Here is a 15616-nt window from a genome sequence, read left to right on the forward strand (position 1 = left end):
ATGCCCGCTGTGCGACTTCCCGACGGGCCATCCACCCCGCCGATCGTGCAGAACCTGCAGGTCCTGACCGGACGCACCCGGACATGGCGGCGCCTGCACGACCGTTACGGATCGGCCTTCACCATCCACATGCCCCGATTCGGACGCGCCGTCGTGCTCGCCGACCCCGCCGAGATCAAAGCCCTGTTCACCACGAGCGCCGACCTCGTCGACAACATCGACGTCAACCTCGGCCAGTTCCTCGGCCCCGGTTCACTGTTCGCCCTCAGCGGCGCCGAACACCGCAAGCAGCGCAAACTGCTCACCCCACCCTTCCACGGCCGCAGACTCACGGTGTACGAAGCGCTCATCGAAGACGAAGCGGTCCGTGAGATGTCCTCCTGGCCCTCGGGCCGGGAGTTCGCGACCATGGACTCGATGATGCGCATCACCCTCAACGTGATCCTGCGCGCGGTCTTCGGCGCCGAGGGAGCGGAGTTCGAGGAACTACGCCGACTACTGCCCGAACTGGTCCTGATCGCCTCCGCCCTCGCCGCCGTCCCGGTCCCCCAGCGGACGCTGGGCAGATTCGGCCCCTGGGCGCGCTTCGCGGCCCACCGCCGCCGCTACGACGAGATCGTCGGCCAGCTCATCGACCGCGCCGCAGCCGAGAACCGCATCGATGAGCGCGACGACGTGCTGGCGATGATGCTGCAAGCCCGCTACGACGACGGCTCGGCCATGTCGCGCGGTGAGATCGCCGACGAACTGCTGACCCTGCTCACCGCCGGGCACGAGACCACCGCCACGACGCTGGCGTGGACGATCGAGCGGCTGCGCAGGCACCCGGACGTGCTGCGCCGCTTGGTCGCCGAAGCCGACGCCGGGGGTTCGCAACTGCGCGAAGCCACGCTGCTGGAGGTGCAGCGAGTGCGGCCGGTGATCGACGCGACGTTCCGCCAGGTTCGGGCCGAAACCGTGCAGCTGGGCCGCTGGACCCTGCCGCGCGGGCAGAAGATCGTGGCCAACATCCGGCTGATGCACGACAACGAGGAACTCTTCCCCGACGCCCGCGCCTTCCACCCCGACCGGTTCGTCGGTGTCCGTCCCGGCACGTTCAGCTGGATCCCGTTCGGCGGCGGCAGCCGCCGCTGTATCGGCGCCGCCTTCGCCACCTTGGAGATGAACGTCGTCCTGCGCACGCTGCTGCGCGATTTCACACTCGAACCCACCACCGCCCGCGACGAGCGCACCCACTTCCGCGGCGTCGCACTGGTCCCGGCGCAGAAGGGCCGCGCCGTGGTGCATCGCCGGACACCCAGCGGGCAAGCGCTAGAGCGCGCCGTCGAGGCCACGGCATGAGCGCACATCTCGACGTCCTGATCGTCGCCGCGCCCACCTGCCAGCCGGTCGGCGGCTACGTACTGCGTGACATCGACCCGCCCCCAGGCGGCTGGGCACGAGCCACGCCCACGACGTGCACGCCCTGCGCTACGGTCGCACCGATGACGGCACCATCGCGTCCCCCGTGGCGGCGCTCTGCCCGACCACGGGAAAGGCCAAGACATCGCGACCCGGTGCTGGGCAATGCACGGCCCGACCACCGCCCTGCGACGCTCGGGCCGGACGCGGCGAACCGAAGGGAGTAACTACCCTGATTCTCGTGACCCGCGCCGCGCCCGTACCCCGCACCGCCGCCGACAACGGCCAGGATCCGGGGTTCCGCCGCCGCCTGCTCGACGCCATGGCCACCGCGGTGCGCGAGCGCGGCTACCAGGACTCCACCGTCGCCGACGTGGTCCGCTACGCCCGCACCTCGCGCCGCACCTTCTACGAGCACTTCACCAGCAAACAGGACTGCTTCATCGCCCTGCTCACCGAGCACAACAAGGACATGATCCAACGGATCGAGGCCGCCGTCGACCCGCACCTGCCCTGGCGCACCCAAGTACGCCAGGCCATCGAAGCCTGGATCCGCACCGCCCAACAAGAACCCTCCCTCACCCTCAGCTGGATCCGAGTCGTCCCCGCTCTCGGGGACGACACGCGGCAGCTGCAGCGCGAGGTCGGCGCGGCATTCGTGACGCTCATCCAGAAACTCGCCGACACACCGGAATTCGCGGCCGCCGGACTGCGGCCGCCATCGCGCCAGGTGGCCACGATCCTCTTCGGCGGCTTCCGCGAACTCATCGCCACCACCGTGGAAGACGGCGACGACATCGCGAGCATCGTCGACGTGGCGGTCGAATCCGCGATCGGACTGATCGCACCCCACCGCTGACACCCACCGCTTCGGTGTCACCTGGCGGCATCGACGAACGCTCCGTCGGTCGAAACCGGCACCACCGCGCTGCTGTCGAGCTCGTTGGCCACCGCGACGCGACCCCGGTCGATACTTCCGAACGATGCCGGCCCGGATCGGCTCAGCCCTGTCCGGGCCGCTCCGGCCGGTAGAACCACTCCTCCACACCGAAATCCTCCCGGATCTTCTTCTGCTCCACGAGGAACTGCTTGGTACCCGTCAGCAACTGGACGCCCTGCGGCGCGAAGATCTCGTCGGGAATGTAGCTTTGCCGCGCGGTCGCACGCACCACCGCTTCCGGCGATTTCGACTGCGACACCTCGTAGTTCAGGTATTCGTCCCAGTGCTGCTTGGCATACCGGTTGGCCTCGGCGATCACCGACTGCCACGCGGCACCGAACCGAGGATGACTGTCGAGAAAGTCCTGGCTGCTCACCGAAGAGCTGGTGCCGGCCAGATCGGGATGATTGTCGTGAATCGAGTCGACCTGGTGGAAACCCTTGGCCAAGAACGCGTGGAAGAACGACGACGGGTTCACATCCGGCAACGCGACCGCCGCGACGTCACCGCCGTTGAGTGGCGCCTCCGCGTCGGTGGCCAGCAGATGCACCAGCTGCGCCTGAATACCCTCTGCCTTCAGCGCACCCTGCAGATAGCGATCGATATACGAACCCGACTGCACACCGATCTTCCTGCCCGCCAGATCCTTCAGCGTACGGATCGCCGGATCCTTGGCCACCACACCGGCGTTGTAGTTCACCGCCGCGATGGCCAGCAACCGCGTCTTCAACCCGCTGCCGCGCGCCACCAGCGCAGGGGTGTCACCGTAGGTGGCGACATCGAGGCGCCCACCGACCAGAGCCTGGTTCAAGTCCGGCCCGTTGGGGAAGCTGTAGACCTCGACGGCGTCCACCCCCAGCGGCTTCAGCGCGGGCAGCACAGCGCCACGCTGATGAGCGAAGCCGACCGGCCCGGTCAGCACGTTGCCGGTGCCGATCGTGCCGATACGGAGGGTCTTGATCTCGGCGCGAGTCGCCGAACCCGCGTCGTCCGACCCACAGCCGGTGAGGACCAGCAGCAAGGCGGACACGACAGCAGGCACCATCAGCCGAAGTTTGCGCATGATTCGCTTTCGTAGTTCACAGTTCCGACAACCGCGGCGGCGCAGTGCCGTGCGGCAGACGCGGTCCCACCGCGACCAGACTGCCCGGTTTACGGCCGCGGCCCCAGCCGATCTCCTTGCGGTAGCGGCCGATGTGCTCGCCGCGCACGGCGTCGTGATCGGCCAGCGGCGTCGCCTCCGGATCGACGTACAGCGCGTCCGTCGGGCAGTAGGCCTCGCACATGAAACAGGTCTGGCAATCCGATTGCCGCGCGATGACCGGAATGCCGCTGTCGGTGCGGTCGAACACATTCGTCGGGCACACCTCCACGCACTTGTCGCAGGCGATGCAGTCACCCGCGCGCAGGATTTCGATCATCACGCCACCGCCAGGGTGGTGGCCGCCGCCGACGTCGCCGTCCACACCTCGTCGAGCCCGCCGGACAGGATGTGATGGTGCTGCTTGGGGTCCAGATCCGGGTGATCCGCGCGTTTGCTCATCCCCCGCGTCTCGGTGCGCGCCAGCGTCGACCGATACATCAGCCGCCCCACGGCGGTCATGGCCGCCGCCTGCCGAGCACGCACCCGCTCGTCTCCCGTACCGCCGCCCAAACCACGGCTGGCGTCGGCCCACACATCGTCCAGCCGCTCCACCGCGGGCCGGATCCGGTCACCATGGCGCAAGTAGTTCTTTTCGAACGGAATCACCTCTTGCTGCGCCGCCGCCACCACATCCGCGGCCGACACCGACTCCGCGTGCTCCGGTCGCAACCCGGTACGCCCCGCGCCCCGCACATCGGCACTCCCGACCCGGCCCGCCCCCAACGCGAACAACGCCGCGCCACGGCCCGCCCAACTGCCCGACGACATCGCCCACGCCGAATTGTGGCTGCCCCCACCGGTGAAGCCACCGCAAATCCGTTCCCTGGTCGCCGCGTCACCCGCGGCGTACAGTCCCGGCACCGTGGTGGCGCAGTCGTCGTCGACGACATCGATGCCGCCGGTGCCGCGGACGGTGCCCTCGGCGAGCAGGTCCACCTCGAACCGATCGGTGAACGGATTGATCCCGCGCCGATCGAACTGCAGGAAGAAATTCGGCTGACCCAGCCGCATCTGCGCCTGCACCGCCGCATCGGCCCGATCCAGCTGCGCGAACACCCTCTCCCGCAACAGAGTCCGCGCGATCACCGAACGGCCCTTGGTCGAGCCCGCCCCCTCCAGCACCCGCCCGTCCTCGTGGAAGAACGTCGCATACCCGTAGTAGGCGGTCTTGGTGATCGTCGAGCCCTTCGGCACGATCGCATAAGCGTTGGAGAATTCCATCCCCGAGAACCGCGCACCCACCTCGGCCGCCATCAGCGCGCCGTCACCGGTATCGACATTGGTGCCCAGCGCACGGGACAGGAACGCGCAACCGCCGGTGGCCAGCACCACCGCACCGGCCACCACGCGGTAGTCCCGGTCGGCCTGACGCTGGTAGCCCGCGGCGCCGCGCACCACACCGTCGCCGTCCACCAGCAATTCCAGCGCGGGCGAGTGATCGAGGACGCGCACCCCGGCACGCTTCACCCACGCCCGCATCCGCCGCATGTACTCCGGCCCCTGCACACCGGTGCGGATCTGCTCACCCGTAGCGGGATCGACGGGGAACGGATACCGCCCCTCCACCGCGAGCCGATTCATGTTCGCGTACGTCTGATCGAGTACCCGGTCCATCCAATAGTGGTCGGCCAGATGCCCGCCCAACGCCTCCCGGCTGGCCTTCGCGTTCGCCCGCGCGGTCGCCTCCGGCGCCACGTACCACACGCCGGTGCCGGAAGGGGCGGTGGCGCCGCTGGTCCCGCAGTAGCCCTTGTCCACCAACGTCACCTCGGCGCCGGCCTCGCGGGCATGGATCGCCGCCCAGCAGGCGGCGGGCCCGCCGCCGATCACCAAGACGTCGGTACTGATCTGCAACGGTTCACTCATGCGTCTGCTCCTGTCGGTGCCTCGGGGTTCACGCCGAGTGCGAGCAGCAACCGGCGGCGAAGGTCGGAGAATTCGGGGTCGACCACCGAACGCGGGCGGGCGACGGTGATAGCGAAGGATTCGGCGATGCGGCCCGCACGCAGCACGAGCGCACGATCCGCCAGCAGCAGCGCCTCTTCCACGTCATGAGTCACCAGCAGCACCGACTGCCGGTGCAGCGTCCACAGACGCGCCACCAGAGCCTGCACTTTCAACCGGGTCAGCGCGTCGAGAGCACCGAACGGCTCGTCGAGCAGCAGCAGCTCCGGATTGCGGACCAGCGCCCTGGCCAGTGCGACACGCTGCGCTTCCCCACCCGACAGCGTCGCGGGCCACGCATCCGCTTTCGCGGTGAGCCCCACTTCCTCCAGCGCCGTCAACGCCCGCGCCTTACCGGCCCCGTGGACGCCGAGAATGACGTTGCGCCACACGTTGATCCACGGAATCAGCCGATGCTCCTGGAACACGATCGCCTTCGAACCGGGCACCTCGAACAACCCGCTGAAGCCGCGGTCGAGACCACCGATTCCACGCAGCAGCGTGCTCTTGCCCGAGCCGCTGGCACCGAGCAGCGCGACGAATTCACCCGGCGCGATATCCAGATCCACCCCGCGCAGTACCGTGCGCCCGCCGAAGGCACGCGCCGCCCCGCGGATGCGGACACCGGTTCCGATGGTGGCGGTCATCTACTTCCCCTCGTATCCGGTGCGCCACGCCAGGAACCGATGTTCCAGCACGCGCACGAACAGATCGGTGAGCAACCCAAGCACCGCGTAGATCACCAGGACCAGGAAGATCTGGTCGGTCCGCAGGAACTCCTTGGCATCGTTCATCAAGAACCCGAGACCGACCGGCGTCGTCTGCATCTCCGCGACCACCAAGGTCAGCCAGCCGATGCCGAGCGCCTGCCGCAAACCGACGAAGATCTGCGGCAACGCTCCGGGCAGGATGATCTTCGTGGTCAACTCGAACCTGTTGAGCCCCAGCGACTCCGCCGCCTCCACCAGCCGCCGGTCCACGCCCCGGATCCCCGCCAGCACGTTCAGATAGATCGGGAAGATCGGCGCGACGATGATCAGCGCGATCTTGAACGAATCGCCGATACCGAACCAGATGATGAACACCGGCACCAAAGCCAGCGTCGGCAACATCCGCAACGCCTGCAGCGGACCGTTAACCAGATCCTCGGCGACACGGAACAACCCCGCCGCCACCCCGCACACCAGACCGATGCCGATGCCGATGGCCAACCCGACCGCGACCCGGCGCCCGGAGGCCGCCAGATGCTGCCACAACTCCCCCGACCTGATCAGCTCCCACCCCGCCTCGAGCACCTCCGTCGGCGCGGGAGTGGTCGCCCCCAGCCAGGATCGAGCGCCCAGCTGCCAGATGATCACCGCCAAGACCAAACCGGAAGAAGCCCGCGCCAAGCCGATCAGCCTGCGAGCGAACGGGAACGAGCTCTCGGTCACCGCCTCGACGGAGGCGGAAGGCGGCGCGGAGGTGGCCGGATCCAACTGCAACGTCATCTGACACGGTCCTCACACGAGAAGTACTGTCCGGAACAGTAAGGTGTGCGGACGGTTCACAGAATGATTGCGATCAGCGCGATCCTGAACCCGGGCGCGGGCGCTCTTCCCGCGCCGACCTGCCGCGATCAGGTACGACGCGGATCCGAAATCCAGTCACCCGTTTTCGGTCACGGTGGTGTCGGGGTGCCGACGGCTGGTATCGGGCTTGACGAAGTGCCCGGTGATCGCCGAGCGGTCACGCCGATTGTCCCCAGCGTGCGGCTCGTCCTCACCGAGCGTCGTCCTCGGGTTCTCCGCCGCGGTCTCCTCACTCACGTATTCACCGGTTTCGGCGGAGCGATAGCTCTTCTCGGCCACGGGATCCTCCTTCGATCGCCCCTCATCGGGGCACTGTGTCCACTCCTTCCCCGAATAGCACCGCCACGCCACGGGAAACGTCCCCCTGGTCAATGACCGATGTCCATGCCGGAACGGGTCACACGCGCTGCACCGCGGTCCCGGCCGCAATGAGCACACGATCGGGACTACGCGCGCCCTGCGGGATCGGCCGTGGCCGGCACGCGCGTCCCGTCCAAACACTCGGCGAGCGCGGGCAACACCGTCGAACACCCGCCGTCCAACGTCAGCGCCGCCAGCTCGTCGCCGCGCGTGCGCCCCCGATTGACGATGACGACGCGACGACCGCGCTTTGCGGCGTGGCGCACGAAACGCAATCCCGACATCACGGTCAACGACGACCCGGCCACCAGCAGCACGTCCGCGGCCTCGACCAGTTCGTAGGCCGCGACAACCCGCTCCTTCGGCACGCTCTCCCCGAAATAGACGATGTCCGGCTTCAGCAGTCCGCCACAGCGCTCGCAGTCCACCATCCGGAAGCCCGTGGTGTCGGCGACCACCGCGTCGGCGTCCGGCGCCACCTCCAGCCCATCGGTGGTCACCGCCTCCGCGAAGCCCGGGTTCGCCGCCTCCAGCCGGTCGGCCAGCGACATCCGTGAGATCAGCGATCCGCAACCGAGGCAGCGCACCCGCGCGTAGGTGCCGTGCAGGTCGATCACCCGCCGATGCCCCGCCTTGGTGTGCAACAGATCCACATTCTGCGTGATCAACCCGCTGACCACGCCCATGCGCTCCAGCCGCGCCAGCGCCCGATGCCCCGGATTCGGCCACGATCCGTCCATCCGCCGCCAGCCGACGTGATTACGCGCCCAGTACCGCTGCCGGAACACCGGATCGCCCACGAACTGCTGGTAGGTCATCGGGTTGCGCGGCGGCGAGGACGGACCACGATAATCCGGGATCCCGCTGTCGGTCGAGATCCCGGCGCCGGTCAACGCGACCACCCGGCGCCCGTCCAGCAAGCCCACCAGCCGCTCGAACCCGGCGCCGGACGGCATCCGCACCAACTCCGACATGCCGTTCAGGGTACGACCGCCACGATCACCGCACCCGGCGCACCGCCGATTCGTCGAGGTCAGACCCGCCGCATCACCGACACGACCTTGCCGAGCACCACGGCTTCGTCGCCATCGATCACCTCGTAGGCGGGATTGCGCGGCTCCAAGAACACGTGACCGTTACGCCGCCGGTAGACCTTCACCGTCGCTTCCCCATCGATCATCGCCGCCACGATCTCCCCCGAATGCGCCTCGTGCTGCTGCCGCACCACCACGATGTCACCGTCGCAGATGGCCGCATCGACCATCGAATCACCACGCACCCGCAACCCGAACACCGTGCCGCGGCCGACGAGTTCACGCGGCAACGTCATCGTGTCGTCGGCATGCTCCTGGGCCAGGATCGGAGCGCCCGCCGCGATATCACCCACCACCGGCACCGCTACCGAATCCTCCGCCGTCTCCCGCGCCGAGGCCTGCAAGAACATCCGCACATCGATCGGACGCGACACCGTGCGGCCGCGCCGCAGAAAACCACGCTCCTCCAAGCTCCGCAGATGCTTGGACACCGACGACGCCGACCGCAGACCCACCGCAGCACCGATCTCGCGCGTATTCGGCGGATACCCGTAGCGCTGAACCCAGTCCCGAATCGTGGCGAGAATCCGCTGCTGGCGCGGCGGCAACGTCGAGGTGTCGAGATGCTCGAACGCATCGAGCGGGTCGTATCCGGTCACCCGGGGAATGGTAGAGGCACCGGCCGACACTGCCGACCGGCCATCACACCCGGCACGCCGAAACCCGATACCGCCATCGCCCGCACGGCGACCTCACAGTGCGTCCTCGCCCAGCCTGCCCGGCGGGCGCAGCACAGCCACGTCCGTGAGTGCTCCCGCATAGCGCTCGATCTGCACCATGGTGAGCTGCCCCGCGCACCCTTGGCTGAGCGTCGAGGACGGACGATCGGCGATGAGCACATTCGGATTGCCGTGGCGGCAGAACGCCGGATCCGCCGGATCGGGGCCGCACCCCCTCGTCCACCACCAGGCCGGCCAGGCAACTACCCCGGTCGTTGAACACCCGCACGATGTCACCAGCACACAGGCCACGAGCGCCGGCGTCCGCGGGATGCATCCGGATCGGTTCGCGCCCCGAGATCTTCACCGACTGGCTGTAGGCGCCCACATCGAGCTGACTGTGCAACTTCGTGCGCGGCTGATTCGCCACCAACTGCACCGGAAACCGCTGCGCCACCCGACCACCGAGCCACTCCTCCGGCTCCAGCCACACCGGATGCGGCGGGCAATCGGCGTACCCGAAGCCATCGATGGTCGTCGAGAAGATCTCGATCTTCCCGCTGGGCGTGGCGAGCGGGCATCGGTCCGGATCGGCGCGAAAGTCCGCAGCCAGCACCTGCCGTGGGTCCGGCACCGGAAGCTCGATCGCCTCACCGGACCAGAACAGGTCGAAATCCGGGAAGTCGTGTCCCGCATCCGACCGCTCGGCACGCCACCGCTCGTACAGATGCCGCAGCCACTCCGCGACGGACCGTCCTTCGGTGAACTCCTTGCCGACCCCCAGCCGATCGGCCGTCTCGGCGAAGATCCGGAAATCGTCGCGCGCATCGGCGGGCGGACGGGTCAACGCGCGCATCGCGAACAACGACCGATCACCCTCTCCCGCACCGAAATCGTCCCGCTCGATCGACATCGTCGACGGCAGCACGATGTCCGCGTGCCGCGCGGTAGCCGTCCAGAACGCGTCGTGCACCACGACCGTGTCCGGGCGTCCGAACGCCGCCCGCAAACGGGCCAGGTCCTGGTGGTGATGAAACGGATTGCCACCACACCAATAGACCAACCGCACATCCGGATACACCAGTTCCCGACCGTTGTACCGATAGGGCGCACCCGGGTTCAGCAGCATGTCCGCGATCCGCGCGACCGGAATGAACGCGTCGACGCCGTTGCGCCCCTGCGGAAGACGAGGCACCGGCCCGCGCGCGGGCTCACCGACGCCCGCGGCCGATCCGTAACCATGCCCGAACCCGCCACCGGGAAGCCCGATCTGCCCCAGCATCGCCGCGAGCACCACACCGGCCCACACCGGCTGCTCACCATGACGCGCCCGCTGCAGCGACCAGCTCACCGTCACCAGAGTCCGGGCAGCGGCCATCTCGCGCGCCAGCATCCGGATGCGCTCGGCCCGCACGCCGGTGATCGCCTCGGCCCACTCCGGATTCTTGACGACTCCGTCCGCCGACCCACGAAGATACGCCGCGAATCGGTCGTAACCGACCGTGTACTCGCGTAGGAACTTCTGGTCGGCCAGGCCTTCCGCGTCCAGCACCTGAGCCAGCGCGAGCATCATCGCCACATCGGTGCCCGGCACCGGCGCGATCCACTCGGCTGCACTCTCCGGCGGGGTGTCGTCGCGCAACGGACTGATCGACACGAACCGGCAGCCCCGGTCTCGCGCCGCCGTGATCCAGCCCCGCATGTTGTGCCGGGAGACCCCGCCCGGTGACACGGCCGCGTTCTTCGGCGACAGACCACCGAAAGCCACCACGAGTTCGGAGTGCTCGGCCAGTACCGCCTTCGCCGTGGCCTGTTGCGTCACCCAGCCGATGTCACCGATGACGTACGGCAGCAGCACCGTCGAGGTGCCCAAGCTGTAGCTGTTCACGTGCCGGACGTAGCCGCCGAGGCAGTTGAGGAAGCGGTGCAATTGGCTCTGCGCGTGATGGAAGCGCCCCGCGCTGGCCCAGCCGTACGAACCGCCGAACACCGCCGCCGCACCGTACCGCCGGTACACCCGGCCGAGCTCGCCGGCCAGCAGGTCCAACGCCCGCTCCCAGGACACCGGAACGAAAGCCTCCGAACCGCGCGGGCCCGGCCCGGGCCCGTTCTCCAGCCAGCCCCGGCGCACATACGGCCGATCGATACGAGTGGGGTGATGCTGCGCCGAAGCGACATTGCCGATCAACGGCATCGGCTCCGGGTCACCACGCCACGGCCGCACCTCCGTGAGCCGTTCCCCGTCGCTGTCCGCCTCGAAGGCCCCCCAGTGGGTCAGATGCGTGGTCACCGCCCCACCGTAACCGTCCGCACCCACCCCGCGCCTCTGCCGATTCGCGTTGCCTCAGTGCGACTTCCGACGCAGCTCGAAGATCCGGAACAGCCGGCCGCCGGAGAGCTCGTACTCCATGGCGTAGCCGGGCCAGAACTCCACCGCCAGATCCCAGACGGACTTGCGCTCCGCGCCGTCTATCTCACGCACCGCGACCAGGAACTGCTCGCCCTTGTGGCGGACCGAGGCGGTATCCGCGGCGCGCAGATTCGCCGACCACGCCGGATGCCGGGGACTACCCCAATTCGAGCCGAGGACGATGAAGTCCGCACCACGTGGCACGTACAGCAACGACGTGGTGCGCGGGATCCCGGTCTTCCGGCCGGGCACGGTGACCTCGATAGAGGGCAGGCCCGCCACATCCAGAACGCCCCTTCGTCCGCCGGTGACGCGCCGGATCAAGCGCTCGAACCGAAGCACGACCGGCGCCGTCCGCATCACCCAGCGGCGCTGGGCGAGCCGTCGGGCTACTCGCGGCAACGGATTCGACACCATGGGCAAATCCTGACACGCCCCAGCTTCCGATCAGGTGATCCAGGCCGCGACCGAGGGGCATCTCACAGCCGATTCGCCCCCTCCGTCCTTGCTGTCTTTTGGAAATGTGGTGTTTGAGGTTCAGCAAAATAGATAGTTAGATGCGAATATCTACGTATCCATATGTAATACCCCACGTCCTGCGCCGGCATCGCGGTCGTTGCGGTTCTCCGCTCCGCAGGACCATTCAGTCCGGGCTCCCCGCCTTCCCCGAGTCCAAGAAAACGGTCAAGCGACCAGTTACCCTGTCCCCCATGCCGCCCTCCCCACCGCGGCCTCGTGCGCCGAGGTATCCACGAGGGCCCGCCACTTCTCGGAACAGGAGTTCGATGCGTTCACACCGCCGCCATCTGTCGGCTGCGCTGGCGGCCGTCGCCGCGGTACTGCTCGGAGGCGCCACTCCAGCGGCCGCCCGTCCCGCGCCGCCCGCCGCGGTGGCGCCTATGGGCCCGGATTTCCTCTGGGGCGTCGCCTCGTCGGGATACCAATCGGAAGGCCACGCACCGGACAGCAACTGGTCCCGCTATGTCGCGTCCGGGAAGACGACAGATCCCTACCTGGATTCGATCGACTTCTACTCGCGCTACCGCTCCGACATCGCCCTCGCGGCCGATCTGGGCGTGAAGGTGTATCGCATCGGCGTCGAGTGGGCTCGCCTGCAGCCCGAACCAGGCACCTGGGATCCCGCAGGGCTGAAGTTCTACGACGACGTCGTCGGCGCGATCACCGCGGCAGGCATGCGCCCCATGATCACCATCGACCACTGGGTCTACCCGGGCTGGGCGGTGGACCGCGGGGGTTGGAACAACCCGGGGATCATCGAGGACTGGCTGGCCAACGCACGCGCGGTCGTGGACCGCTACGCGCCGTACCAGCCGCTATGGGTCACGTTCAACGAGCCCGCCTTCTACCTGGTGAACGAACTGCGCAACGGCGGATTGCCGCCCGCGGCGGCGCCCGCGATGCAGGACCGGATCGCCAGGGCCCACGACGGCATCTACGACTACATCCACCGGGTTCAGCCGGGCGCCATGGTGACCAGCAATGTCGCCTACATCCCCGGCGGCGAGGACGTGGTGAACAAGCCGCTGATGGACAGGATCGCCGCGAAGCTCGACTACATCGGCATCGACTACTACTACGGCCTCTCCCCCGACAGCCTCACCGCTTCCGCTAGTTTCACCGAGTTGTGGAAGAACCCGCTGCAGCCGGAGGGGATCTACTACGCGCTGCAGCACTATGCGCGTCAGTTCCCCGGTAAGCCGCTCTACATCGTCGAGAACGGGATGCCCACCGAGAACGGCCTGCCACGCGCGGACGGATACGGCCGCGCCGACTCGCTGCGCGACACCGTCTACTGGCTCCAGCGCGCCAAGGCCGACGGCATGAACCTGATCGGCTACAACTACTGGAGTCTCACCGACAACTACGAGTGGGGTTCCTACACACCGCGTTTCGGTCTCTACACCGTCGACGTCCTGACCGATCCGGCCCTGACGCGCAAGCCGACGGACGCGGTGGCCGCGTACACCGGCATCACCCGCAGTGGCGGCGTCGCGCCCGATTACCGGCCGACCCGTGCGCCGAAGGATTGCTCCCTTGTCGACGTGCCCGCCAGTTGCGCCGATCCGGTCACCGTGCCACGGTGACGCCGCTGGGTACACCATCGCGCGGAGGTGGACGATGACCGACGATCCCATCGAAGTGCTGCGGCGCTGGACCGATTCCGGCGGGATCTGGCGCGTCGCCGGACGTCGATCCGGTTCGGTCACCGTCGCCCTCTACCAGTGCACCGGTGGCGAGGAGGTCGACCGGCTGGTCTCTTCCGATCCCGAGCTGATCCGCTATCTCGGTGACCGAAGCAGCAGCGAGGACTGAAACGCTCAGCTCGCGACCGACCCGGCCGCACCCGCCCACAGCCGCTCCAGCACGCGCGCGACCGGTTCCACGGCGGTGACCAGGCCGACGCCCTCCCCCGCGTCGATGGGCGTGACGGCCGGGTCGGCGGCGGCGAGCGCCGCGGCGAGTGCGCGCTTGGCCGCCGCGTCCATGGCGAGTTCGTCTTCGCGTCCGGTCCACCGATCGGTGAATCCGGTGCGCAAGACTCGCGCGGGAAACCTTGTCGGCCAGGGCAATTCCATTCCCACGTCGTAGGCGCGGGTGAGCACCGTGTCGTCGCCGCGCGCGTCGATCATGGCGCGACGGGCCGCCTCCGGCAGCAGCGACTCCGAACACGCTGCCAGACAGGTGCCGAGCCAGGCGCCACCGGCTCCGGCTCGCAACACGGTGGCCAGGTCCCCCGGTGTGCCGATTCCGCCCGCCGCGAGTACGGGAACCGACGCCACCTCCAGCACCTCCTCCAGAAGCGGCAGCAGCGCGGAGTTCACGGCGCCGTGTCCGCCGCCCTCCACACCGCGGGCGACCAAGAGGCCGACACCGCCGTCTTGCGCACGCCGCGCATCCTGCTCGCTGTACACCTGGGTGGCCGGGACGATCCCCGCGTCCGCGACGCGTGCCGCCCAGTCCAGGTCTTCCCCGAAGCTCACCGAGATCAGTGCGGGACGGGCTGCGATCGCGACCTCCAGCAGACGCGGCTCCTTCGCGACCACCCAGTCGACCAGACCGATGCCGAAAGGGCCGTCGCTGCCGCGGACGTGCGGCAACTCCCGCTCCAGCGCCGCGACCGATCCGGCGCTGCCCATTCCGATCATGCCGAGTCCACCGGCGGCGGTCACCGCCGCGGCGAGCCGTCCGCCCGCCACACCCCCCATCGGCGCGTTGACCAGGGGCATGCGCGCACCCATCCGGTGCGCCCATGCGGTTGCTGCAGACTGTCGGCCGGGCGTCGTCACGCGTTCCATCGCAGCACATGCCGCCGCGACCGCTCACCGGCCCCCGGTCGGCCGGGAGCTCATCCGCGGTGACCGAGCAGGTCCAGCAGTCCGCCGAGCTGGAGTTCGAACAGCTCGTCGCGGTCGGCGAAGGTCTGGGCGCCGTACATGTCGAACACGTCCGCGCTCACCGCCCCGAACAGACCGACCCAGAACGTCACGCCGCGGACGATCAGCCAATCTGGTAGGTCGAGCCGGAACTCGTCCCGGATCAGCGCGAAGCTGCCCGCGAGCGGCGCGGATATCCGCGGCTGCTCGCCGGGTGCGGCGAGTCGGCCCGCGCGATGGGCGCGGGCGAACAGGGCGAGCAGCGCGGCGATCACCCTGGTGCCAGGAGCGATGGTCTCGGTGGCGGGCGCGTCGTAGCCGGGAACCGGTGTGCCGAACAGCAACCCGTAGCGGGCCGGCTCGGCCAGCGCCCAGCGCCGCACTGTGCGGCCGAGCACTCGTAGCCCCTCGATCGGATCGTCCCCGCTCTCGGCCAGCGCTTCGTCGACCGCGTCGCCGAGTGCGTTGTAGCCGTCCACGACGAGCAGGGTGAGCAGTTCGTCGCGACTGCGGACATACCGGTAGACGGCCGAGGAGACCACGCCGAGGTCACGTGCCACCGCGCGCAGCGACAGCGCGGCCGCACCCTCGGTCGCCAAGTGCTCGCGCCCGATCCGGACGATGTCGTTCATGGTCTGAGCCCTGGCGCGGGCGCGGGGTGTCGTCGGCATAGCAGAAACGATGCGCGTTTCAGAGAG

General features: G+C 68.6%; 15 protein-coding genes and 1 pseudogene. 4 read left to right on the top strand and 12 right to left on the bottom strand.

Going from position 1 to position 15616, the window contains the following annotated elements; genetic code table 11:
* Together ACH49X_RS21560 and ACH49X_RS21565 are read left to right on the top strand one after the other, a co-directional pair.
* A complete protein-coding gene (locus tag ACH49X_RS21560) occupies positions 1–1341 on the top strand; it encodes a cytochrome P450 (RefSeq protein WP_357206164.1) in 1341 nt (446 codons plus the stop codon).
* 301 nt (positions 1342–1642) lie between these two features.
* The gene (locus tag ACH49X_RS21565; protein WP_357206166.1) at positions 1643–2260 is read left to right on the top strand and encodes a TetR/AcrR family transcriptional regulator; all 618 of its coding nucleotides are present in this window, start codon (positions 1643–1645) and stop codon (positions 2258–2260) included.
* A gap of 142 nt (positions 2261–2402) precedes the next feature.
* Here the strand turns inward: ACH49X_RS21565 and ACH49X_RS21570 are convergent, their stop codons facing one another.
* From ACH49X_RS21570 to ACH49X_RS21615, 10 genes and pseudogenes are all read right to left on the bottom strand, one after another.
* Positions 2403–3404 carry an ABC transporter substrate-binding protein gene (locus ACH49X_RS21570; RefSeq protein ID WP_357206168.1) on the bottom strand — a complete coding sequence of 334 codons (1002 nt, stop codon included), beginning with the start codon at positions 3402–3404 and terminating at the stop codon, positions 2403–2405.
* Positions 3405–3420: 16 nt separating this feature from the next.
* A complete protein-coding gene (locus tag ACH49X_RS21575; protein WP_195081151.1) occupies positions 3421–3762 on the bottom strand; it encodes a 4Fe-4S dicluster domain-containing protein in 342 nt (113 codons plus the stop codon).
* Complete coding sequence (locus ACH49X_RS21580) at positions 3762–5351, bottom strand: FAD-binding protein (RefSeq protein WP_357104906.1); 1590 nt, start codon at positions 5349–5351, stop codon at positions 3762–3764. Before ACH49X_RS21580 ends, ACH49X_RS21575 begins: the two co-directional genes overlap by 1 nt.
* Positions 5348–6076 (bottom strand): ABC transporter ATP-binding protein, encoded by a 729-nt coding sequence (locus ACH49X_RS21585; RefSeq protein ID WP_357206170.1) that lies wholly within the window; start codon positions 6074–6076, stop codon positions 5348–5350. The genes ACH49X_RS21580 and ACH49X_RS21585 overlap by 4 nt, the downstream gene beginning before the upstream one ends.
* Positions 6077–6919, bottom strand: a complete 843-nt coding sequence (locus ACH49X_RS21590) for an ABC transporter permease (RefSeq protein ID WP_357206172.1) — start codon at positions 6917–6919, stop codon at positions 6077–6079.
* Positions 6920–7075: 156 nt separating this feature from the next.
* On the bottom strand, positions 7076–7279 hold the full coding sequence (locus ACH49X_RS21595; protein WP_195081147.1) for a hypothetical protein: 204 nt from the start codon (positions 7277–7279) through the stop codon (positions 7076–7078).
* 167 nt (positions 7280–7446) lie between these two features.
* Positions 7447–8334: a Sir2 family NAD-dependent protein deacetylase gene (locus ACH49X_RS21600; RefSeq protein ID WP_357104897.1), complete on the bottom strand. Its 888-nt coding sequence runs from the start codon at positions 8332–8334 to the stop codon at positions 7447–7449.
* A gap of 59 nt (positions 8335–8393) precedes the next feature.
* The gene (gene lexA / locus ACH49X_RS21605; RefSeq protein ID WP_195081145.1) at positions 8394–9053 is read right to left on the bottom strand and encodes a transcriptional repressor LexA; all 660 of its coding nucleotides are present in this window, start codon (positions 9051–9053) and stop codon (positions 8394–8396) included.
* A gap of 93 nt (positions 9054–9146) precedes the next feature.
* Positions 9147–11430 (bottom strand): annotated as a pseudogene (locus ACH49X_RS21610) (molybdopterin-dependent oxidoreductase).
* A gap of 27 nt (positions 11431–11457) precedes the next feature.
* Positions 11458–11940: a nitroreductase family deazaflavin-dependent oxidoreductase gene (locus ACH49X_RS21615; RefSeq protein ID WP_195081143.1), complete on the bottom strand. Its 483-nt coding sequence runs from the start codon at positions 11938–11940 to the stop codon at positions 11458–11460.
* Positions 11941–12308: 368 nt separating this feature from the next.
* Here ACH49X_RS21615 and ACH49X_RS21620 point away from each other — a divergent pair, with 368 nt between their 5' ends.
* Positions 12309–13628: a family 1 glycosylhydrolase gene (locus ACH49X_RS21620; protein WP_357104891.1), complete on the top strand. Its 1320-nt coding sequence runs from the start codon at positions 12309–12311 to the stop codon at positions 13626–13628.
* 34 nt (positions 13629–13662) lie between these two features.
* A complete protein-coding gene (locus tag ACH49X_RS21625; RefSeq protein ID WP_195081141.1) occupies positions 13663–13857 on the top strand; it encodes a hypothetical protein in 195 nt (64 codons plus the stop codon).
* A 5-nt stretch (positions 13858–13862) separates the two neighbouring features.
* Here the strand turns inward: ACH49X_RS21625 and ACH49X_RS21630 are convergent, their stop codons facing one another.
* Positions 13863–14771 (bottom strand): nitronate monooxygenase, encoded by a 909-nt coding sequence (locus ACH49X_RS21630; protein ID WP_323124278.1) that lies wholly within the window; start codon positions 14769–14771, stop codon positions 13863–13865.
* Positions 14772–14890: 119 nt separating this feature from the next.
* Positions 14891–15589, bottom strand: coding sequence for a TetR/AcrR family transcriptional regulator (locus ACH49X_RS21635; RefSeq protein WP_195081139.1), 699 nt, complete (start codon positions 15587–15589; stop codon positions 14891–14893).
* Between the last annotated feature and the right edge of the window lie 27 nt (positions 15590–15616).

Source organism: Nocardia sp. NPDC019323 (genome assembly GCF_044389845.1).
GTDB classification, from domain to species: Bacteria; Actinomycetota; Actinomycetes; order Mycobacteriales; family Mycobacteriaceae; genus Nocardia; species Nocardia implantans.

Excerpts from the sequence above, each read along its gene's own strand:
- ACH49X_RS21560 (WP_357206164.1), top strand. The coding sequence starts at position 1 with ATGCCCGCTGTGCGACTTCCCGACGGGCCATCCACCCCGCCGATCGTG.
- ACH49X_RS21570 (WP_357206168.1), bottom strand. The coding sequence starts at position 3,404 with ATGCGCAAACTTCGGCTGATGGTGCCTGCTGTCGTGTCCGCCTTGCTG.
- ACH49X_RS21575 (WP_195081151.1), bottom strand. The coding sequence starts at position 3,762 with ATGATCGAAATCCTGCGCGCGGGTGACTGCATCGCCTGCGACAAGTGC.
- ACH49X_RS21580 (WP_357104906.1), bottom strand. The coding sequence starts at position 5,351 with ATGAGTGAACCGTTGCAGATCAGTACCGACGTCTTGGTGATCGGCGGC.
- ACH49X_RS21585 (WP_357206170.1), bottom strand. The coding sequence starts at position 6,076 with ATGACCGCCACCATCGGAACCGGTGTCCGCATCCGCGGGGCGGCGCGT.
- ACH49X_RS21590 (WP_357206172.1), bottom strand. The coding sequence starts at position 6,919 with ATGACGTTGCAGTTGGATCCGGCCACCTCCGCGCCGCCTTCCGCCTCC.
- ACH49X_RS21600 (WP_357104897.1), bottom strand. The coding sequence starts at position 8,334 with ATGTCGGAGTTGGTGCGGATGCCGTCCGGCGCCGGGTTCGAGCGGCTG.
- ACH49X_RS21615 (WP_195081143.1), bottom strand. The coding sequence starts at position 11,940 with ATGGTGTCGAATCCGTTGCCGCGAGTAGCCCGACGGCTCGCCCAGCGC.
- ACH49X_RS21620 (WP_357104891.1), top strand. The coding sequence starts at position 12,309 with ATGCGTTCACACCGCCGCCATCTGTCGGCTGCGCTGGCGGCCGTCGCC.
- ACH49X_RS21625 (WP_195081141.1), top strand. The coding sequence starts at position 13,663 with ATGACCGACGATCCCATCGAAGTGCTGCGGCGCTGGACCGATTCCGGC.
- ACH49X_RS21630 (WP_323124278.1), bottom strand. The coding sequence starts at position 14,771 with ATGCCCCTGGTCAACGCGCCGATGGGGGGTGTGGCGGGCGGACGGCTC.
- ACH49X_RS21635 (WP_195081139.1), bottom strand. The coding sequence starts at position 15,589 with ATGCCGACGACACCCCGCGCCCGCGCCAGGGCTCAGACCATGAACGAC.